General features: G+C 66.2%; 14 protein-coding genes. 3 read left to right on the forward strand and 11 right to left on the reverse strand.

The genetic code is table 11. The annotated features are described in order from the left end of the window. Positions 1–7 precede the first annotated feature (7 nt). The 3 genes from fucP to ACXI0D_RS19660 form a co-directional block, all read right to left on the reverse strand. Positions 8–1,321 carry an L-fucose:H+ symporter permease gene (gene fucP, locus ACXI0D_RS19650; protein WP_008265126.1) on the reverse strand — a complete coding sequence of 438 codons (1,314 nt, stop codon included), beginning with the start codon at positions 1,319–1,321 and terminating at the stop codon, positions 8–10. 60 nt (positions 1,322–1,381) lie between these two features. After that, complete coding sequence (locus ACXI0D_RS19655; RefSeq protein ID WP_014037023.1) at positions 1,382–2,431, reverse strand: LacI family DNA-binding transcriptional regulator; 1,050 nt, start codon at positions 2,429–2,431, stop codon at positions 1,382–1,384. A 96-nt stretch (positions 2,432–2,527) separates the two neighbouring features. Further along, positions 2,528–4,993: a GH92 family glycosyl hydrolase gene (locus ACXI0D_RS19660; RefSeq protein ID WP_479642999.1), complete on the reverse strand. Its 2,466-nt coding sequence runs from the start codon at positions 4,991–4,993 to the stop codon at positions 2,528–2,530. Positions 4,994–6,023: 1,030 nt separating this feature from the next. On the opposite strand from ACXI0D_RS19660, the gene ACXI0D_RS19665 reads away from it, so the two are divergent. Beyond that, positions 6,024–9,101 (forward strand): TonB-dependent receptor, encoded by a 3,078-nt coding sequence (locus ACXI0D_RS19665; protein ID WP_164119460.1) that lies wholly within the window; start codon positions 6,024–6,026, stop codon positions 9,099–9,101. 225 nt (positions 9,102–9,326) lie between these two features. Beyond that, on the forward strand, positions 9,327–9,521 hold the full coding sequence (locus ACXI0D_RS19670; RefSeq protein ID WP_432591728.1) for a heavy-metal-associated domain-containing protein: 195 nt from the start codon (positions 9,327–9,329) through the stop codon (positions 9,519–9,521). A gap of 78 nt (positions 9,522–9,599) precedes the next feature. Here the strand turns inward: ACXI0D_RS19670 and cueR are convergent, their stop codons facing one another. The 3 genes from cueR to ACXI0D_RS19685 all read right to left on the reverse strand — a co-directional run bounded on the left by cueR (position 9,600) and on the right by ACXI0D_RS19685 (position 15,677). After that, entirely contained in the window at positions 9,600–10,055 is a 456-nt protein-coding gene (gene cueR / locus ACXI0D_RS19675) for a Cu(I)-responsive transcriptional regulator (protein ID WP_479643000.1), read from the reverse strand. 11 nt (positions 10,056–10,066) lie between these two features. Then, a complete protein-coding gene (locus ACXI0D_RS19680) occupies positions 10,067–12,568 on the reverse strand; it encodes a heavy metal translocating P-type ATPase (RefSeq protein WP_479643001.1) in 2,502 nt (833 codons plus the stop codon). A gap of 151 nt (positions 12,569–12,719) precedes the next feature. Then, positions 12,720–15,677 (reverse strand): TonB-dependent receptor plug domain-containing protein, encoded by a 2,958-nt coding sequence (locus tag ACXI0D_RS19685; protein ID WP_479643002.1) that lies wholly within the window; start codon positions 15,675–15,677, stop codon positions 12,720–12,722. Between the two features lie 613 nt (positions 15,678–16,290). Here ACXI0D_RS19685 and ACXI0D_RS19690 point away from each other — a divergent pair. Then, entirely contained in the window at positions 16,291–16,500 is a 210-nt protein-coding gene (locus ACXI0D_RS19690) for a hypothetical protein (protein ID WP_197621925.1), read from the forward strand. A 127-nt stretch (positions 16,501–16,627) separates the two neighbouring features. Here ACXI0D_RS19690 and ACXI0D_RS19695 read toward each other — a convergent pair whose 3' ends face one another. From ACXI0D_RS19695 to ACXI0D_RS19715, 5 genes are all read right to left on the reverse strand, one after another. Further along, positions 16,628–17,365 (reverse strand): copper homeostasis protein CutC, encoded by a 738-nt coding sequence (locus tag ACXI0D_RS19695; protein WP_049444901.1) that lies wholly within the window; start codon positions 17,363–17,365, stop codon positions 16,628–16,630. Further along, complete coding sequence (locus ACXI0D_RS19700; protein ID WP_479643003.1) at positions 17,362–18,360, reverse strand: glycosylasparaginase; 999 nt, start codon at positions 18,358–18,360, stop codon at positions 17,362–17,364. Before ACXI0D_RS19700 ends, ACXI0D_RS19695 begins: the two co-directional genes overlap by 4 nt. 51 nt (positions 18,361–18,411) lie before the next feature. Then, complete coding sequence (locus ACXI0D_RS19705) at positions 18,412–19,434, reverse strand: glucokinase (RefSeq protein WP_479643004.1); 1,023 nt, start codon at positions 19,432–19,434, stop codon at positions 18,412–18,414. An 84-nt stretch (positions 19,435–19,518) separates the two neighbouring features. Continuing rightward, positions 19,519–19,803 carry a hypothetical protein gene (locus ACXI0D_RS19710; RefSeq protein WP_005409434.1) on the reverse strand — a complete coding sequence of 95 codons (285 nt, stop codon included), beginning with the start codon at positions 19,801–19,803 and terminating at the stop codon, positions 19,519–19,521. A gap of 35 nt (positions 19,804–19,838) precedes the next feature. Next, entirely contained in the window at positions 19,839–21,428 is a 1,590-nt protein-coding gene (locus ACXI0D_RS19715; RefSeq protein ID WP_479643005.1) for a calcineurin-like phosphoesterase C-terminal domain-containing protein, read from the reverse strand. Positions 21,429–21,433: the final 5 nt, after the last annotated feature.

Here is a 21,433-nt window from a genome sequence, read left to right on the forward strand (position 1 = left end):
TGCGGACTCAGCCTCCCTGCGTTGCGGAGGCCGGCGTACGCGCGCCGACCAGTCCGTAGAAAATGATGTAGCCGTAGCACAGCAGCGGCAGGATGAAGCTGGCCTGCACACCGATGTGGTCGGCCAGCACGCCCTGCAGGTACGGCACCACGGCACCGCCGACGATGGCCATGATCAGCAGGCTGGACCCCTTGTTGGTCAGCGGGCCGAGGCGCTCGATGCTCAGCGCGAAGATGGTCGGGAACATGATCGAGTTGAACAGGCCGATGGCCACCACCGAGTACAGCGCGACGTTGCCGGAGCTCAGCATGGTCGTGACCAGCAGCCCCACGTTGACCAGCGCGAAGATCGCCAGCAGGCGGCTGGGCGAGAAGCGTGCCAGCAGCGCCGAACCGGCGAAGCGGCCGATCATCGCCATCGTCCAGTAGGCCGACACGTAATGCGTGGCCTGCTGCTCGCTGAAGCCGCCGATGTTCGGCATCGACAGGTAGTTGACCAGGAAGCTGCCGATCGACACTTCGGCGCCGACATAGAAGAAGATGCCCAGCACGCCCAGCAGCAGGTGGCGCTTGCGCAGCGCATCCAGGTAGCTGTGGTGGTGGCCCTGGTCGGCCTGCTCGGTGGCATCACTCAGCGCCGGCAGGCGGAACAGGAACACGAACAGCGCCAGCAGCACCAGCGCAACGGCCAGGCCCACGTATGGGCCCTGCACGGCCTGCGCCTCGGCGGCCCGGTAGGCCAGCTGCTCGGCGGCCGGCAGCGCCGCGATGTCATCGGCACTCTTGACCGTGTTGGACAGGATCAGCATGCCGCCGAAGATCGGCGCGATGGCCGTGCCCAGCGAGTTCAGCGCCTGTGCCAGGGTCAGGCGGCTGGAACTGGTCTGCTCCGGACCCAGCAGCGCCACGTAAGGATTGGCAGCGACCTGCAGCACGGTGATGCCGCTGGCCAGCACGAACAGCGCACCGAGGAAGGCGCCATACACGCGCAGCTCGGCCGCCGGCCAGAAGCCGAGCGCACCGATGCCGGCGATCACCAGGCCGGCCACGATGCCCTTCTTGTAGCCCAGCGCCGCCACCAGCCGACCCGCCGGCAGCGACATCAGGAAATAGGTGCCGAAGAAGGTGAACTGCACCAGCATCGCCTTGGCGTAGTTCAGCTCGAACACCGCCTTCAGGTGCGGGATCAGGATGTCATTGAGGCAGGTCAGGAAGCCCCACATGAAGAAGATCGTAGTGACGACAGCGAGCGCCTTGCCGTTGGTGACGGCGGGTGCGTTGCCCGAAGAACCCGATGGACGGGGCGTTGCGGAGATCGGCATGCGGTACGCGCCTCGATGCGCGGAAGGTCGTTGTTGCGTGGAAGGGGTGTATGGAAGGAATCAGTTCGGACGTGCGGCACTGCTTTCGCGGATGCGCAGCTGCACCGGCGCGACCGTGCGCCGTGGCGGCGCGTCCGGTTCATCCAGTCGTTGCAGCAGCAGCGCGGCAGCTTGCCGGCCCCGCTCGCGCGGGTCGGCGGTGAGCGTGGTCAACGGCGGCACCGCGACCGACGCCTCGGAAATGTCATCGAAACCGGTAACGGCGAAGTCGCCACCCGGGCGGATGCCACGCGAGTTCAAGCCCAGCATCAGGCCCAGCGCGACGGTGTCGTTGTAGCAGACTGCCGCACTCGGACGATGGCCATCGGCAAACAGCTCATCGGTGCGCGCCGCGGCTTCCAGGCGGTTCGGTGCCGACTCGATCATCCAGCCCGGCGGCAGCGACAGACCCGCCTCGGCCAGCGCCTGCTGGAACCCGGCACGGCGTTGGTGGCACGAACTGGACGCGGCGTGGCCACCGAAGAAGGCGATCTGGCGATGACCACGCTCGATCAGGTGACGCGTGGCCAGATAGGCGCCGTGCTGGTTGTCCAGGGTCAGGAAGTCCCAGTCGGCCCCTTCCAGTTCACGGTTGAACAGCAGCACGTTGGCATTGGCGCCCAGCGCCTGCCGCAGCAGCGCGGTGTCACTGCCCTCGGCTGGCGACAGGATCAGGCCGGCGGGCGTGTGCTCCATCAACGTGGACAGCACCGCTTGCTGTCGCTCCGGCGATTCGCCGGTACTGCCGAGCAGGGTCACGTAACCGCGTCCGCCCAGCGCCTCGTCCACGCCCGATGCGAATTCGGCGAAGAACGGGTTGGACAGATCGTTGATCACCAGCGCGATGCTCGACGAGGTCCGCCGGCGCAGGTTGGCCGCCGCGCGGTTGTAGACATAGCGCTGGCGACGCAGCTCGGCCTCGACCTTGGCGCGGGTATCGACGTTGACCAGCGGGCTGCCGCGCAGCACCAGCGACACGGTTGCCCGTGACACGCCGATGGCACGCGCGATGTCGGTCACCGTCACCGCCTTGCCGGCGCGCTTGCTGGGACTGCTGCCGTTGTCGTTCATCGTCTTCCCGGACTCCGCTGGAGGCTCAAGCCTAATGGATCAGGGCCGTGTCGTGCCGTGCCGTTCGCTGGGTCACCGCGAACGGCACAGTCCGGCTCAGCGCAGCTGGCTGCCCGGTGCCGCGCACCAGGATACCGGCAGGTCCTTCACCGCCGTGCCCCAGCCCTGCTCCGGCGCCTTCGCGTCGAGCGCGAACTGCAGGCGCGGGCCCTGCTGCAGCTGGTTCCAGTCCAGCCACACCGGCGCATGCGCCTGGCCATCGACCTTCACTCCCTGCACGTACTGCAGGCGGCGGCCATCGGCGCCCGGCGCGTCGATGCGCAGCGTGCGGCCATTGCCCAGGTCCACTTCCACCTTGCTGAAGCGTGGCGTATGCAGCAGGAACTGGCCGCTGCCCGGCACCGCCGGGTACACGCCGATGGCGCTGAACAGGTACCAGGCCGACATCGTGCCGAGGTCATCGTTGCCGGTCACGCCGTTCGGCGCATTGGTGAACAACTGCTGCGCGGCACGCACCACCGCTGCGGTCTTCCACGGCTGGCCGATCAGCGTGTACAGCCACGGCGAGTGCAGGTCCGGCTCGTTGTTCGGGTTGTAGCGGAACTGGTTGTAGTAGCTGTACGGCCCGACCACCCACTCCTTGCGGGCGGCATTGAGCAGATCGGCCTGCAGCGCGTCCATCGCGAAGAACGCATCGAGGCGGCGACCGGCCTGCTCGCGGCCATCCATCGCTTCGACCAGGCCCGGCACGTCCTGCTGCGCCAGCCACTGGTACTGCCACGCCGTACCCTCATGGAAACCATGGTGCGAGCGTGGGCTGTAGTGGCCATCGGCCGGCGTGTACCACTGGCCGTCCTCGGTACGCGGGCGCGGGAAGCCGGTGAAGCCAGTCTCTGCGTCGCGCACCTGCGGGTCCCACACCTTGCGCCAGTTGCGGCCGCGCTCACGCAGCGTCGCCGCGTCCTGCGCGTGGCCCAGGCCATCGGCCATCTGCGAAAGCGCACAGTCGGCCAGCGCATACTCCAGCGTCGCCGAACCACCGTGGTGCGGATCAACGTCCATGCCCTTGGATGGGAACGCACGGTCGTAGACCACGTAGCCCTTGTCCAGGTAGGTCGGGTTGCCGGAACGGCCGGCCATCCGCGAGTTCAGCGGCGGCGTACCGAACGCATTGCGGCGCAGCGCATCCCACGCCTGCGATTCACGGCCCTTGAGCGCGCCGAAGCGCCACAGGTCGACCATGAACGGCGTGACCGGATCGCCGGTCATGATGTTGGTCTCGAAGTTGGCATAGCCCCAGCGCGGCAGCCAGCCACCCTGCTCGTCGATCGCCAGCAGGGTGCGGCCGATGTCACGCGCCACGTCCGGACGGGTCAGCGCCAGCCACTGGTTCTGCGCGCGATAGGTATCCCACAGCGAGAAGTACTCGTAGTACGTCCAGCCATCAGCACGGTGGATGCCATCGTCATAGCCGCGGTAGCGGCCGTCGGCGTCGTTGCCGGTCATCGGCTGCAGCAGCGCGTGGTAGACCGCGCTGTAGAACACGGTGCGGTCGTCGGCGTTGCCACCCTGCACGCGGACACGGCCCAGCTGCTCACGCCAGGACTGCTGCGACAGCGCACGCATGCGGTCGAAACCGAGCAGCGACCCACCCTGCATGCCCTCGGCGCGCAGGTTGGTGCGCGCGCCTTCGGCATCCACGTGCGAGATCGCACTGACCGCCGTCACCGACTGGCCCTTGGCCAGGTCGAAGCTGAGCCAGGCACCGTTCGGCTTCTGCTCGCCTTCCATGCTGTGGCGCGCACCCGGCAGGCCACCGCCCTCGCCCCAGGTGCCATGCGCCTTGAACGGACGGTCGAACTCGATACGGAACCAGGTGGTGTACTGATGACCGCCACAGAAGCTCTTGGTGACCAGCTTGCCTTCGACCACGCGGTCGCCGACCACATCCACCACGCTGCCGATCACCGAGTGGCGCTCGTTGGCCTGGCCGACATTGACCAGCACGTGGCCCTCGCCCTGGCGCTGGCTGAAGGTGTAGCGCTCGGCCGCGGCACGCGTACGCGCGGTCGCCTCGGCGTCGATGCCACCGTAACTGGTCAGCCGCACCTTGTAATAGCCGGCCTGGCCGACCTCGCCGTCGTGGGTGTAGGACGCGGCATAGGCCTTGTGATCGAACTGCTTGGCGTTGCCGGTATCGAAATCGCCGCCCGGGCCGATCGAGCCCGTGACCGGCAGCACCGACACCTGGCCGCCCTGTTCCCAGCAGCCGGCGCCGGAGATGAAGGAGTGGCCGAAGCCGCGGATCTTGTCGTCGTCGTAGCGCCAGCCCGAATAGTGGCTGCCGATCGGGCTGACCTGGATCAGGCCGAACGGTGCCGACGCGCCCGGGAACGTATTGCCGTCGTCCTTGCTGCCGATGAAGGTGTTGACCTCGCGCTCCAGCGCAGCCGGCGCCGCCTGCAGCAGCATCGGCATCGCCGACAGCGCGAGCAGGCAGGCCAGGCGCGGCAGCGGGCGCGGAGACAATGGGACGGCGGGAGCGGACGGCACTGGACGCATGTCGGGTTCCTGTAGTCGATGACGCGGAGGCAGGCGGCCGGGGCCATCCGGCACCGTTCCGCTGAGCCCCGCCTCGACTGGCAGAGAGCTCCCCCTGGAATGACGCCCGACCCACCAGACCGTGAATTTAGATCGATTCAAGTAGAGCATGCAGGTTCAGCCGAATGCATTCTGCGGCGCAGCATGAGAGGGGGTGTTCGGCAGGGCTGCGCCCTGCACCTGCCGAAGCCGAAGCAACAGCAAAAGCCGGTTTCCTGTGGGGAGTCGGGGTGGGTCCGGTTGCGGGGGACGCCGTAAATACGTCCATGTAGGCTCGGTCGCGCCATCCATGGCGCTCACGCCCCCGCAACCGGACCCATCCCGCCTTCGACAGATTTCCGCGATCTGTGAATCCACGCCATGCGTGGATGAATCTCTGTCAGATAACGAAATCAATTGGGGTCAGATCCGTTTTCCAAAGGAAAACGGATCTGACCCCATGACCCCGCGTAATTCCAGGACCTATCCAACCGTCACCGGGAAACTGTCAAAGGCGGGGCGGTGTCGGATTGCGGGGTGTCCGCGGCATGGATGCCGCGGCCAAGCCCCCATGGACGGGTTTACGGCGTCCCCGCAATCCGACACCGCCCCGCCCAACACACAGACAACCCAGAGCCGCTTTGGCTTTGGCTTTGGCCGTTGCCCTGGCTTCGGCAGGTGCAGGGCGCAGCCCTGCCGACCCACCCTCCCCTGCGCACGAAAACGATTTCACTGATTTCAGCAAACCGTCATCCCTTCGCCACGCCAGTACCATATTGCGGAGCAGCATGCGCCCACGGGCGACCCATGCTAAAAATCGCCCGCCCATCGCTTAGATCGATCCAAGACGACGCTGCGATGGCCGGGAGTTGGGGGAGCAGCAACAGGACGTACCAGGCCACGTGCGCGGTGCTACTGCCACTGCATGGCGACAGCGACAAAGTCACTTCAAATTAGATCGATTCAAGTTGTCCGTGCCACGTCACCGGATCAATCCAGGAGAGAGGGAGAGATGGGAATGAAGCATTCAACACGTACGCACGGCCAGGACGCATTGTCACTGGCCATCGCGCTGGCCCTGGTCGCCGCCGTCATTCCGGCTGGCGCCGCCGCGCAGCAGGCCACCTCCACCGGCTCGCAGGAGGCCACCAACCTGGACAGCGTCCAGGTCACCGGCTACCGCTACGCCATTGAGAAGAGCCTGTCACAGAAGCGCGATGCCAACGCGGTGGTCGAAGTGATCACCGCCGAGGACGTCGGCAAGTTCCCCGACAAGAACGTCGCCGACGCACTGCAGCGCGTGCCCGGCGTGGTCATCACCCGCAGCGGTGGCGAAGGCAAGAGTGTCAGCGTGCGCGGCCTTGCGCCGGACCTGACCCTGACCCAGTTGAACGGCAACTACGTGGCCACGTCGGAAACCAACGACGAAGCCACCCGTTCGTTCAACTACACCCTGCTGCCGTCGAACATGCTGTCCAGCGCCGAGCTGTTCAAGTCGCCGGAAGCACGCATCGACGAAGGCGGCATCGGCGGCACGGTCATCCTGCACACCCGCCGTCCGCTGGACATGGAGGCCAATTCGGGCTTCGTCACGCTCGAGGGCACCTCCTCCGATACCCATCACGATATCGACCCACAGGCGTCGGCGCTGTATTCGTGGCACAGCAAGGATGAGCGTTTCGGCGTACTGGTCGGCGTGACCCAGCAGAAGCGCACCACCCGCACCATGGAAGCCAGCACCGAGGACTACCAGTGGTACGGCGCCGGCAAGGCGCGCGATGCCTATGGCAACGTGCAGGCGCAGGATGGCATCCACTACTGGTGGGGCAAGTCCGGCTTCAACAACCAGACCGGCGGCAACTACAGCGATTTCTTCATGCCGACCTCGGTCAACTTCGCGGTCAAGGAAGAAAAGCGCGAGCGCAAGGGCGGCCAGCTGACCTTCCAGTTCAAGCCGGTCGACAACGTCACGATGACGGCCAACTACTTCCGCTTCGAGCTGCAGGGTGACTACACCCAGAACATGCTGAAGATTCCGGAATGGAGCATGGCGCGCTTCAACGGCGACGGAAACTGGGCGGGCGGCCGCCTGCTCAATGGCCTGGATTTCGACCCCAGCGGCAACACCGTCACCGGCGCCCAGTTCGAAAAGCTCGCTGGAAAGACCTACTACTGCAGCGAAGACCAGGCCAAGGCTGCCGGCCTCCAGCCCGGCGGCTGGGGCCCGGACGACTGCACCGTTCCGACGCCGCAGCTGACTGGTGGCTACAGCAAGGAAAAGGCGCTGTCGCAGACCGCTGACCTGACCATCGACTGGGACATCAGCCCGCTGTGGAAGGCTTCGTTCACCGGCGGCCGCACCTGGTCCGAAGGTGGTCCGTCGATGAACTTCCGGATGTCGGCCAAGCCGCGCCGCAAGGTCGGCAACGACTACCTGCCGGGCAATCTCTACAGCGCCTGGGACCTGACCGGCACGCCCTCGGCCACCTTCTCGCCCGACCTGCAGCAGCAGCTGATGAACGGCATCGCCGAAGTCGACACCGGCTCGACCGATTCGTCGTGGAAGCGCACGGAGGTCAAGCAGAACTACTTCCAGGCCGACGTCACCAAGCTGTTTGAATCGGGCTGGCTGGACTCGATCCAGTTCGGCGCCAAGTACCGTGATGGCAAGGTCCACCGCAACACCGGCAACACCTACTGGGTGTGCCCGGGCCGCGACCCGGCCGACTATGACAACAGCCGCTACCAGAGTGGCTGCGATCCGACTGCAGGCGACGCGCAGCCGGGCTTCTTCCTGTCCAATCCGATCAGCAACATCGCGGGCGGCTTCAATGCCAACGTGTTCCCGGGCATCAACTACCCGGCCTACATCGATTACCTGAACAAGACCTACGGCGGTTCGCACAACCGTACCGAGGAAGACTTCGTCTACAACGTCAACGAGAAGATCTACTCGGGCTACTTCCAGGCCAACTTCCGCACCGAGCGCGTGCGCGGCAATGTCGGCGTGCGCGTGGTGCGCACCAAGCAGTTCGCGCAGTCCTCCGACTCGATCGAGAAGTTCAACGACTACTTCCTGGACAACGCGTCCGGCGCACCGATGGCGTGCACCGACCCCGCCGCTGCGGCCTACCCGACCTACAGCTGCGAGAGCGGCTTCGTGCGCCTGCCGCACGACCTGGCGCAGAGCAAGACGTACGACCTGATCGGCGTGGACCGTACCTACACCGACGTGCTGCCGAGCTTCAACATCGCCTGGGACATCACCGATACGCTGGTGCTGCGTGGTGCCGCATCGAAGGTGATCGCCCGCCCCGGTTACACCGACATCGCAGCGCCGGGCGCACTGAGCTACTACAGCGAAGAGTATGTCAATGATCGCCGCGTTGCCGGTGGCGCATCGACGGCAGGCTGGGTCGGCCAGGGCAGCAACAAGCAGCTGGAACCGTTCAAGGCCACCCAGTTCGACCTGGGCCTGGAATGGTACTTCCAGCCGGGCGCGGTCGCCGGTGTCAGCCTGTTCCGCAAGAACGTGGACAACTTCACCCTGCCGGTGGTGCGCGACACGCCGATGGTCATCGGTGGTGAAGCCGTGAACGTGCAGCGCTACGAAACCCAGGCCAACGGCCGCGATGGCGTGTCGCAGGGCGTCGAGCTGTATGGCCAGTACACCTTCGGTTTCGGCTTCGGTGTGCAGGCCAACTACACCTACAACGACACCAACCTGGCTTCCATTGTTCTGGACGGCCAGGAAATCGGCTCCTCGCCGCTGGTCGGCAGTGCCAAGAACCAGGCCAATGTCACGGTGTTCTACGAGAACGACAAGTTCCTCGCGCGCGCCTCGTTCAACCGTCGCGGCCAGGTGGTCGGTGGGCTCAACAATGGCCTCACCGTCTACACCGAGCCGTATGACCAGCTGGACCTGAACGTGGCCTACAACCTGACCCCGGACTGGACGCTGACCGCCTCGGTGATCAACGCCACCAAGTCCGAGCAGCGCGTGCACCTGGGCAATGACACCAAGGCTCGTCTCGTTTCCAACACCTACGCAGGCCGCCAACTGTACTTCGGCGCGACCTGGAAGTTCTAAGCCCGTACCGGGTTGCCCGGGCCCGCCCCCGGCGCAACCCACGCCCCGCCCCGGCGGGGACGTTCCTCCACGGCAGCCGCGCTGGTACAGGTGGCTGCCGTTTTCATTGGTACGCGCTCATTGGTGCATGTTCATTGGTGCGTTGTCATTCAGTCCAGCGCTTGACCCTGCCATCGTTGGAAGGTGCACACTGGTCCCATCCCAAGAGCACCGAAGGAGCTACAGATGGAATTCCATGTCGACGGCATGACCTGCGGCGGCTGCGCACGCAGCGTGACCCGCGCGATCCAGCAGATCGATCCGAACGCCAGCGTGGTGGCCGATCCTCCGACCGGCCTGGTCAAGGTGCAGACCACCGCCACGCAGGAACAGGTGTTCGCCGCGGTGAACGATGCCGGTTTCCCGCCGCGCACGGCCTGATTCCCTACCCTGCGTCCACAACGAAGCCCGCCCCGTGCGCTGTCACAGGGCGGGCTTTTTCATTCAAGTGGCATGGGCTCAGTGCTTCTGCGCGCGTCGCCGCACCGCGCCGGTCTTCGCGGCAACGACCGACATCGGAGCCTCCTCGTCTTCGCCCAACCGCTCCAGGATCGGGCATTCCGGGCGCTCATCGCCCGCGCAGCAGTTGATCAACGACTTCAGCGTATCGGCCATCTGCCGCATCTGCTCGATGCGCTGTTCCAGATCGGCGATGTGCTGTTCGGCCAGGTGCTTGACGTCGGCGCTGTGGCGCGAGGTGTCGTTCCACAGGCCCAGCAGATCGGTGATCTCGGCCACCTGGAAGCCGAGATCGCGCGCGCGACGGATGAAGCGCAGGCGGTGGATGTCCGCCTGCGAGTACGCCCGGTAGCCCGACTCGGTGCGATCAGCCGCAGGAATCAGGCCGATCTGTTCGTAGTAGCGGATCATTTTCGCCGACACGCTGGAGGCCTTGGCGGCTTCACCGATGTTCATGCGGTTCTCCTTCAATGGGTCGCGGCGGGGGCTTCCGCCATCGGCGGCTGGAAGCGGCGCAGGCGCAGCGCGTTGCCCAGCACGAACACGCTGGACAGCGCCATCGCACCGGCAGCGAATACCGGCGACAGCAGCACGCCCCAGGCCGGGTACAGCACGCCGGCCGCTACCGGAATCAACGCGGTGTTGTAGGCGAAGGCCCAGAACAGGTTCTGCCGGATGTTGCCCAGCGTTGCCTTCGACAGCGCGATGGCATTCGGCACGCCCTGCAGGTTGCCCGACATCAGCACCACATCGGCCGACTCCACCGCGATATCGGTGCCGGTGCCGATGGCCAGGCCGACATCGGCCTCGGCCAGTGCCGGCGCATCGTTGATGCCGTCACCAACGAAGGCGACGTGGCCGTGCGTGGCCTTCAGGCGGCGCACCGCTTCGACCTTGCCTTCCGGCAGCACCTCGGCCACGACCTCATCAATGCCGAGCTGGCGTGCGATCGCCTGCGCGGTGCCGGCATTGTCACCGGTGATCATCGCCACTTTCAGGCCCAGCTGATGCAGTGCGGCGATCGCCGCCGGCGTGCTCGGCTTGATCGGGTCGGACACCGCGATGATCGCGGCCAGGCGTCCATCGATGGCGGCGTACAACGGCGACTTGCCCTGCGCGCCGAGTTCGGCCGCCAACGCCGCAAACACGGTGATATCCACATCAAGGTCGCGCATGAAACGATCGGCGCCGACCTCCACCCGTGCGCCGTCTAAGCTGGCGCGCACGCCCATGCCGGTGACCGACTCGAAATCAATCATCGACGGCAGCGCGAGACCCTGCTCGGTGGCTGCATCGACAATGGCGCGGGCGATCGGATGCTCCGAACGTGATTCCACGGTGGCGACGGCGGCCAGCACTGTGGCGCGATCAAAGCCGTCGGCGATCTCCAGGTCGGTCAGGCGCGGGCGCCCTTCGGTCAGCGTGCCGGTCTTGTCCACCGCCACCACCTGCGCGTCCTTCAGCAGCTGCAGTGCTTCACCCTTGCGGAACAGCACGCCCATTTCGGCGCCACGACCGGTTCCGACCATGATCGAGGTCGGCGTGGCCAAGCCCATCGCGCAGGGGCAGGCAATGATCAGCACCGCCACCGCATTGACCAGCGCGAAGCTCAGCGCCGGCGATGGACCGAAGATCAACCAGACGGCGAAGGTCGCCAGTGCGGCCAGCATCACTGCCGGCACGAACCACAGGGTGACCTTGTCGACCACCGCCTGGATCGGCAGCTTGGAACCCTGGGCCTGTTCGACCATGCGGATGATCTGCGCCAGCATGGTCTGCGCGCCCACCGCCGTCGCACGTACCGTCAGCGCGCCCTTCTGGTTGACCGTGCCGCCGACCACGCTGCTGCCCGGCTGCTTCTCCACCGGAATCGGTTCGCCGCTGATCATCGACTCATCGATGTAGCTGCGACCTTCGACCACCTCGCCATCGACCGGCACGCGCTCGCCCGGGCGCACTTCCACCACATCGCCGCTCAGAACGTCATTGACCGGAACATCAATGCTGCGGCCGTCACGGACCACGTGGGCAACCTTGGCCTGCAGGTTGACCAAGCGCTTGATCGCCTCGGAGGTGCGGCCCTTCGCGCGCGCCTCAAGGAAGCGGCCGAGCAGGATCAGCGCGACGATCACCGCCGCTGCTTCGTAGTAGACGTTCACCGTGCCCGCCGGCAACAGCTTCGGCAGGAAGGTCGCCACCACCGAGTAGCCAAATGCTGCAGCAGTACCCACCGCCACCAGTGAGTTCATGTCCGGTGCCAGCCGCAGCAGCGCGGGGATGCCCTTCTGGTAGAAGCGGCGGCCGGGAATGGCCAGCACCAGCGCGGTCAGCACGAACTGCAGGTACCAGCTGGCCTGCATGCCGATGGTGGACATCACCCATTCGTGCATGCCGGGAATCAGGTGCGAGCCCATCTCCAGCACGAACACCGGCAGTGCCAGCGCGGTGGCCACGATCAGGTCGCGCTTCAGTTCGGCGCGCTCGGCATCCTTTTTTTCCGCGGCCTCGTCATCGGGCTGCACCCCCGTCTCGATCACGCGTGCGTCATAGCCGGCCTTGTCGATGGCGGCGACCAGCACTGCAACGTCGGCCACGCCACGCACCGTGGCGCGCTCGGTGGCAAGGTTGACGCTGGCCTGGCTGACGCCTGGCACGGCCAACAGTGCACGTTCGACGCGACCAACGCAGGACGCGCAGGTCATGCCTTCCACCGCCAGCTCAATGGTGGCGGCGGGCACGTCGTAGCCCACCCGCTCCACCGCCTGGATCAGCGCGGCGCGATCGACCGGACCCGACGCACGGATGTCCGCCCGTTCGGTGGCCAGGTTGACCGAAACACTGCCCACGCCCTCGACCTTGGACAGCGCCGCTTCGACACGGCCGACGCAGCTGGCACAGGTCATGCCCTCGATGGGCAGGCTGATGGTGGAGGGACTGGCGGGGATTGCGGCGACGCGGGGCGTGTTCATGATCGGATTCCCGGGGATTCCTTCTGGATGCGGACAGGCTAAACCTTGCCATCGTGGGAAGGTCAAATCCAGCCTGTCCGCATTTCCTGAATGGGCATCCAGGTGTCCGCATCCACGCATGGCGTGGATCTACTGATGATGGGCTGTCTCGTTAGAAGGTGAACACATACTCCAACGCGAATTCGCGGCCGACCGCACCCAGCAACCGGGTCGGGGCGAAGTCGTAGTCCAGCTTGTACGGGTCCTTGTGGTTCCAGCTGGCCGAATTGAACACGTTGTTGACGTAGACATTGACCTTGGCGTGCTCGGTCACCTGGTAGCCCACGTTGAAGTTCCAGGTGATGAACGGCCCGACGCGGCCGAAGTAGCGCGAGGTCTGCTGGCCGGCATTGGGGTTCGGGTTCACCGAACCATCCGGCAGCCGTGCCGGCTCCAGGCAGTTCAGCGACGGGCTGTCACTGGGCACGTAGCCATCGGCGAACGGCAGGCAGCCACCGGGGTTGTCCAGGCGGTCGGTACCCCAGTGGTAACGCACGCCCGGCACCGAACCGATGCGGTCGGCATAGACATTGGCATTCCAGTTGCCGCGTTGCCAGGCCAGGCTTGCGCGCAGCTTGCTGCGCAGGTCGCGGTCGCGTCGTTCAGGGTTCGGGTCGGCGGCGTAGCGCTGTTCCTTGGTCGAGATCTGGTTGGTGTAGTTCACCCCCAGCTGGAAGCTGCCCCACTGCGCGGTCTCCAGCCGGTAGCGCGCGGTCAGGTCGATACCGCGCACTTCGCGGCTGGCCAGGTTGAACGGGCCGCGCTCGATCGACACCAGTCGACCGTTGCTGTCACGGTTCACGCGGGCCAGGATGCCGGCGCAGTACTCGCCGCCAGCCGGATTGGCCCACGGCGTGCCGTCCATGTTCTTGCCGGTCAGGCAACCCGCTTCGCTCGCCAGCACCTCGTCGGCGCCGACGTCGACGATCATGTCTTCCAGCTTGATCGCCCAGTAGTCGGCGCTGACCGACAGATTGGGCATCACGTCCCAGACGAAACCCACCGTCCACGAATCACCGGTCTCCGAACGCAGCAACGGCGTGCCACGCCGGTTCACGTCGAACGTGTACCAGACATCGGTGTTGCCCACGCCACAGTTGTTGACCAGGTAGGCACCACTCTGGATGCAGCGCAGACGGTCATACGTCTGTACTTCCGAACTGCTCGGCTGGCCCAACAGGTAGTGCATGTCCGGCGCATGGAAGCTGGTGGCATAGGAGCCGCGCACCAGCAGCGCTTCGATCGGACGCCATTCCAGACCGACATTCCAGGTGGTTTCCTTCTGGCTGCCGATGTCCAGCGCTTCGCTGCTGTCGTCGGCCTTGTAATTGCCATAGCGGTCATAGCGCGCGGCCGCGGTGGCGATCACGCTCTCCAGCAGCGGAATCTTGAACTCGACGCCGGCCGAATAGCGGGTGCGCTCGCCGCCGCCCCGATCGACGTTCTGCAGGTCGAAGTCGATGCCGGCGCGCGGGTCGGGGCTGAGGTGATAGCCCTGCTGCGCGACTTCGGCCACGGCGGCGAACGAGATCGGACCGGCCCAACCCTGGAACAGTTCGCCGGTGATATCCGCCGAGGCCTGGTTGACCCAGGACGTTGCGCGATTCTTCGCGACGGTGCCCATCTGCCAGTACTGGTCCGGCGTCAGCGGATTCCACCAGCGCGATTCGTTCAGTGCATAGATCGCCTCGCCATCGGCGGTGGTGCCCAGCTTCGGTCCCAGGAAGTAGTCGTACGACTTCTGCTTGTCGACCACGTTCTGCCGTTCCTCCACCCGGTAATACGAGCGCCCCACCGTAGCGCTCCAGTCAAAGCGGTCGGCGAGGCGGCCACGCAGGCCGGCGCTCCAGTCCCAGGACAGTTCGCGGTTGGTGTTGCGCAGCGTATCCAGGCCGCCGACTTCGTTCGGGGTGAACTGGCGCACGCCGAGGATCGGGCGGTTGCGGTTGGCATCCCAGTAGTAGCCGTTGTCATCGTCGATCAGCGACACGCTGGGCGGATTGGTGCCCCAGATCGCTTCAGAGCGGTACACCGCCAGGTTGGTCCAGGCCTGCAGGTCATTGCTGAAATCGAAGGTGGCATACAGGTTGCCGGACACGTTCTCGGCACCGCCGGTGAGCAGCCAGTTGGTGTAGTCGGCGCTCATGCCACACAGGCGGCCGGTGTTGGTGATGGTGTTGGCGGCGTAGTTGTAGACCAGTCGATCAGCGGTGTAGTACTCGCCGTTGAACTTCTCGCAGGTGCCGGCGGGTGGCGCCAGGCGCTGGCCGGTGGTCGGATCGATCAGCGCCAGGCCTGCAGTGGGACGGAAGCCGACCTTGCGCTGCTCCATGTTCCAGGACGCGTACGGTGCATCGTCGGCATCGTCCATCTGCGGGCGATCACGCCCGAACAGCGGATCGCGCTTGGTGTACTGCAGCGCGTAGGTCACGCTCCAGTTGTCGCCGGTCTTGCCGCCGGCCCAGGACAGGTCCCAGGTATCGCGCCCACCCTCGGTGGAGGTACCACCACGCACGCGCACTTCGTCGCCGTCGTAGTTGGTTTTCAGGATGACGTTGACCACGCCGGCGATCGCATCGGAGCCATAGATGGCCGAGGCACCACCGGTCAGCACTTCGATGCGTTCCACCGCCGCGGCCGGAATGTTGCCGTAGTTGGAGAAGTTGGTTTCGCCGCCATAGGGCAGCGGGTAGTCGGCCACGCGACGGCCGTTGACCAGCAGCAGCGAGCGGTTCGGGCCCATCCCGCGCAGGTTCAGGCCGCTGGCATTGGGGGTGTGCGAGCCCCATTGCGAAGCAGCTTCGACGGTGCCGGTCGCTTCGGTGAGGGTCTTCAGCGCGTCGTACACGCTGACGAAGCCCTCCTTCTGGATCTGCGCGGCGGTGATCACGTTGACCGGTGCCGGGCCTTCGACGCCGGCGCGCTTGATGCGCGAGCCGGTGACGGTGACCGCGTCGAGATCCTTGGTGGACGAACGGGTGGCTTCCTGCGCGCTGGCCGCCAGGGGCAACAGGGCCAGGAGCAGGGCCTGGGACAGCAGGTGACGACGCTTGCGGACGATCTGAGCCATGGGTGGTTGCTCTTCGAAAGTGTGGACGCACGGGATGGATGGTGGCGCGGCACTACGACGGATCCCGGCGCCTGGATCGGTTCAGGACCGATGCGGCACCTCCCCTGTGGATCGATCCAAACTAAAGCACAGCTGAACTACGCCCGGCATGCGGCAACGCAGCAACGTCCGGCGGAACGCCGCTATCGGCTGCCGGCATCCAGAACAATCAAAGGGTTGCGAAACATCGCTGAGAGAACAGCGCACGAAGTGATGACACGATTGCGACAGACGCGCGCGGAACGGTTTTGTCCGTTGCGGGCCTGCGTCCTGGTCGGATCCAAACCGCGCAGCACCGGTTTCCGGAACTGCATGCAAAGGCTTTCCAACGTCCACCCGAAAAGCAGCCCATCGCGCCACTGCATGCACATCGCATCGAGATGTCATGCACTCTATCAAGGCAGGTCATTTGTTTACCGCACCAAGCACGATCACCGGTGATCGATGGAAGACGCCTCAGCGCCGACAACTGCAGCAATCAACGAGGTGAAGAATGCCAGCATTATCAGAGTTCTCAAATGTAACGAGCACTGCAATCAATGTAGTGATTAAAAAGGGGTATCGGGTATGGTTCATGAAAGAGACCGAGACCTATTGCGCCGAGAAGGATGGCTGGGATTTCATGGCCGACTCACCCTGTTCTTTGCTCGGCATCATCAGCATCTACGAGTTCAAGAACCCAAGCAGATACGAGGAGTACTGGTGGCTCGAGGAAGGCATTTCAGAATCCCAGCTAAGCTCTGCACCGCCTCGGTACACCTCGGTTGTGGATCGGCAACCATAGCTGGGCACTCGTCCGGCTCGCCGTAAGCGATGTGACACGACCACGTCACACGTGCGCTGAATGATATTCAGCGGTCAACAATGCGTCGTTGCAGAGCCGAGCACGGGCTCGGCTCTACATAAGCGGGTTACTCCACGCCGTCCAGCGCTTGCCGCAGGGCGGCCACGGTCGCGGTGGCGGTCTGGTTCCAGTCCGGGTCCAGGCCGCGCAGCGCCGGGTTCTGGAACTGCATCGCCGAGCGGCGCAGGCCCTTGGCCGAGGCGTGCAGTTCGGTGCAGCCGGTATGCCGTGCGACGGTTGCGATGTTGCCCGGGGCCAATCCGGCGCCGGCCATCACCGCGATACGCCCCGCCGCCTGGCTGACCAGGCGTGCCAGCACATCGGCACCGGCCTCGGCGCTGACCTGGCCGCCCGAGGTCAGCACGCGCTGGCAACCCAGCCCGATCACCTGCTCGAGCGCCGCCGGCAGATCGCGGGCGGCATCGAAGGCACGGTGGAAGGTCACCTGCAACGGCCCGGCAGCCTGCACCAGCTCGCGGCACAGCGCCAGATCGATCCCGCCCTGCACATCCAGCGCGCCGATCACCACGCCATCGCAGCCCAGCGCGCGGCACTGCGCGATGTCACGCAGCATCAGTTCGGTTTCCAGCGCGTCGTAGTGGAAGTCGCCCGGGCGCGGCCGCACCAGCACGAACAGCGGAATCGACAGGCGTTCGCGGGCCATCGCGATGCTGGCGAAGGACGGCGTGGTGCCGCCCTCGGCCAGGTTGTCGAACAGCTCGATGCGGTCGGCGCCGCCGGCCTGCGCGGCCAGCGCCGAGGCCAGCGAGTTGCTGGCGACCTCCAGGGTCAGCCGCGTGCTCACGCCTGGGTGCTCGTGTAGATCGACGGCGAGTCGCGCAGGTCATCCTGGCGCTGCCCATCGCACACGGCGTAGACGAAGCCGCGATGCAGCGCGTAGGCGCCCACCTCGCCCTGCTTGTTCATGGCCAGGAAGCACACCTGCAGTGTCTTGCTCGCTTCGGGGCGCTTGCGCACCACGCGATCGATCGCTTCGCGGCAGGCCTGCGCCGGCGAGCGGCCCTGGCGCATCAGCTCGACCACCAGGAACGAGGCGGCGTTGCGGATCATCTCCTCGCCCACGCCCGAAGCAGTGGCCGCGCCGACGTCGTTGTCGACGTACAGGCCGGCACCGATGATCGGACTGTCGCCAACGCGACCGTGCAGTTTCCACGCCATGCCGCTGGTGGTGCAGGCACCGGCCAGATGGCCCTTGGCATCCAGTGCCAGCATGCCGATAGTGTCGTGGTTGTCGCTGTTGCCGGGAATACCACGGCGCTCGGCGTTGATCTGCGGCTGGTACTTCTCGGTCTTCAGCCACTCGCGCCAGGCGGCTTCAGCCTGCGGCGTCAGCAGGTGCCTGCGCTCGAAACCCTGCTGCACCGCGAACTGCTGCGCGCCCTCGCCCACCAGCAGCACGTGCGGACTGTTCTCCATCACTTTGCGGGCCACCGACACCGGATGCAGGATGTCGACCAGCGCGGCCACTGCACCACAACGGCCATCGCCGTCCATGATGCTCGCGTCCAGGCTCAGCACGCCGTCGCGATCCGGGTTGCCGCAATGGCCGACGGTGGGGTTGCACAGCTCGCTCTCGGCCCAGCGTGCACCCGCCTCCACCGCATCCAGCGCGCTGCCACCCTGTGCCAGCACCTTCCATGCGGCCTGGTTGGCCGGTACGCCGAAGTCCCAGGTGGAGACCACCCGGGCCCCACCCTGCGTGCGCGCCTGCACGCCCGGCAATGCCGCCATGCCTGCGGCCAGTGCACTGGCCTGCAGGAACTGCCTGCGATCCACCATCTTCCCCTCCCAGTCTGCAATGCACGGCCGGCCCGATGCCGGCCCTGCCGATCAGTCGTGCGTGGGTTGCCGTGCGGCGTGCCAGACCGCTGCACCGAGCACGCCCAGCTGGCCATGCTCAACGCGCCACACCGGCACCTGGCGCAGCACCTCGGTCAGCACGCCCTTGTTGAGGAAGCGCTCACGGAAGCGGCCATCGGCCAGGAAATCCTGCACATGCGCGGAAATGCCACCGGCCAGGTACACCGAGCGCGCGCCGACGGCGATCGCCGCGTCGCCAGCCAGGCTGCCCAGCCAGGCACAGAAGACCTGCAGCGTTTCCACCGCCAGTGCATCCTCGCCGCCGCGCGCGGCGCCGATCAGCGCCTCCGTACTGGTCCACACCGGGGCGACGCCGCGCAATTCGCACAGGCACGGATACAGGTTCATCAGGCCGCTGCCGGACAGCACGCGCTCGTTGTCCACGTGCGCCCAGCGCTGCAGCAACTTGCCCAGCACCTGCAGTTCCAGCGCGTTGCCTGCGCCGAGCGCGGCATGGCCGATCTCGCTGGCCAGCACCGGACGCTCGCCATCGGCGAAGCGCAGCGCGGCACCCAGGCCGGTACCTGCACCCAGCACCAGCGCCGGGAAGGCCTGCGCCGGATCGGCGTCGCCGTTCAGTGGCACCAGGGTTTCCGGCTGCAGGTACGGGATGGCCAGCGCCACCGCTTCGAAATCATTGATCAGCTGCAGCTCGTGCAGCCCGGACTGCGCGCGGGTGGCCGACAGCGAAACCGTCCACGGAAGGTTCGAGTTGATCAGCACATCGCCATCGAGCAGACCGGCGATGGCGACCACCGCGGTCTGCACCGGCTGGCCGAGGCCGGCAGTGAAATCGGCCAGGATCGCGGCCAGGCTGGAATGCTCGGCACAGGCATAGGTGCGATGGCTGCCCAGCAGCGGCGCATGGCCAGGTCGGGTTTCTGCCAGCGCGAGGCGGGCAAAGGTGCCGCCGACATCGGCGACGACCAGACGGCGCGGAAGACCGCCGCGGGCGGAGTCGGAGGAAACCGGGGACGCTGCTGCGATGGTCACGCTGGCCTGCTTGGATCGATTGAATCGCCCCGATTCTCAGGCATCGGGGCGGCTTTGCCTAGCGCGCCGATGGTTCAGGTTGGCCTACATGCCTTCCTGTTCGGCCACCTGCACCCCATCCACCAGCACGCGCAGGCGCTGCGGGCGGAAGCCGGCGAACAACAGCGGCCGGGTGCGCTCGACCAGCACTTCGTGGCCGGCGATGTGGCGCAGCCACGACTGTACCAGCGAGAACGAGAAGTGGGTGCCCGGATGCAACGGGTGCTGCACCCAGACCTTCTCGGTGGCGCTCTGCAGCAGCATCGCGCCGGTGAACCAGTGGCGGCTGAGGGTCACCGGCGTGGTGCCGGCCATGAAGCGGATATCCATGCGGGGTCCTTTCGCTGGAGCGCTGGTGCGCGGGGTCAGGGCTGGGCAGTCTGCAGGCTGTAGCTGGTGGTGGCGGTGAACACTGCACCATCAGGCTGGGTGGAGCGTACTTCGACCTTGTGGCTGCCTGTTGCCAGGTCGGTCGGCAGCGCGCCACGCCACAGGTGCGGCGACGCGGTGGCCTCCGGCGAACGGTCGTAGCCGCGCAGGCTGTCAGCCAGATCGTCGGCCACGTTCTCCACCATCAGGCGCGGGTCCGGCTGGCTGACCTGCTTCATCGGCTGCCAGGCGCCGCCATCAACGCGGTACTCGACCACGCTGGAATCCTCACCCATGTAGACGTTGGCGTAGACACCCCACGCCGGATAGGCCCCCTGGCGCAGTACCTTCGGCGCATGCAGGCCGATCTGCTCGCTGGCCGGCTTGCCGGCCACGCGGTACTGCAGGCGATAGCTGCCGTTGCCGGCCACGTCGAGCAATGCGTAGCCCTTCGGCGTGCCGTCGCTCATGGTGCTGTCCGGCACGCCAGCGGCATTCTTCACGCCCGACCAGAACGCACCGCAGTTGGCACCGACGTTGTATTCGTGCAGCGGCTTGTCGCCGTTCCAGCCCTCGGCCTTGCCGTGGTAGACGTGCTGCTGGGTGTGGCTGTGGCCGCTGAGCACCAGCACGTTGCGGAAGTCCTTCAGCAGGTCGAACAGGCGCTGGCGGTCGGCATGGCGGAAGGTCTCGCGCCCCGGCGCGGCGTCGAACAGCGGGATGTGCATGCCCAGCACCAGCAGGCGGTCCTTGTGCAGGCCCTTCAGGTAGCTGGCGAGAAAAGCGAACTGGTCTTCGCGCAGGCCACCGACGTACTTCGGCTTGGCCTTGGGGCCGTACACCACGTCGTCCAGGAACACGAAACTGGCGCCGCCCTCCTCCACCGCGTAGGTGTCCGGGCCGTAGATGTTGCGCCAGCTGTCGAGCGAATGCTCATCGCTGGCCGCATCGAAGTCGAGGTCGTGGTTGCCCGGCACGTGGAACCACGGCACGCCAAGCTGGGTAGTGACCTTGTTGATCGCCGGGTACAGGGCCAGGTCGTCGTTGACGATGTCGCCCAGGGTGGTGCCCATGCGCGCCTTGGTCTGGCCGACCAGCGGCGCCACGATCGACTGCTGGTAGTAGCCGATGTCCTTCAGGCTGGCGGTCTGCGAATCGGTGAACACCAGCATCTGGAAACCACGGCGGCTGTCATGGCGGTCCGCCTGCAGCGCAAAATCCCAGTTGCGGGTGATATCGCTGGTGGCGGCGATGCCACCGTACTTCAACGCCGGCGAGCCGTTCGGGCTGTAGTGGCGCCAGAACGACGGCAGGCCGTCGGTCGCCTTCGGGAAGGCGTAGGCATCGGGCTTGATCACGAACACGGTCTGGCCGTCGCGCACCGGCAGGCTGTAGCTGCCGTCGGCGGCAGTCTTGACGATGGTCTCGCCGTTGGAAACCTGCACCCCGGCCAGGCCCGGATCGGTCGCACCGCGCCCGGGCCGGCCGTCGCGCTCCAGATAGACCTTGCCGCTGACCACGGTGTCCGCGGCCCAGGCCGGCGAGGTCAGCAACAGGCAGCACAGCCAGGCGGCAGGCAGTTTCATGGGCG

This window comes from Stenotrophomonas sp. C9D9 (assembly GCF_056491205.1).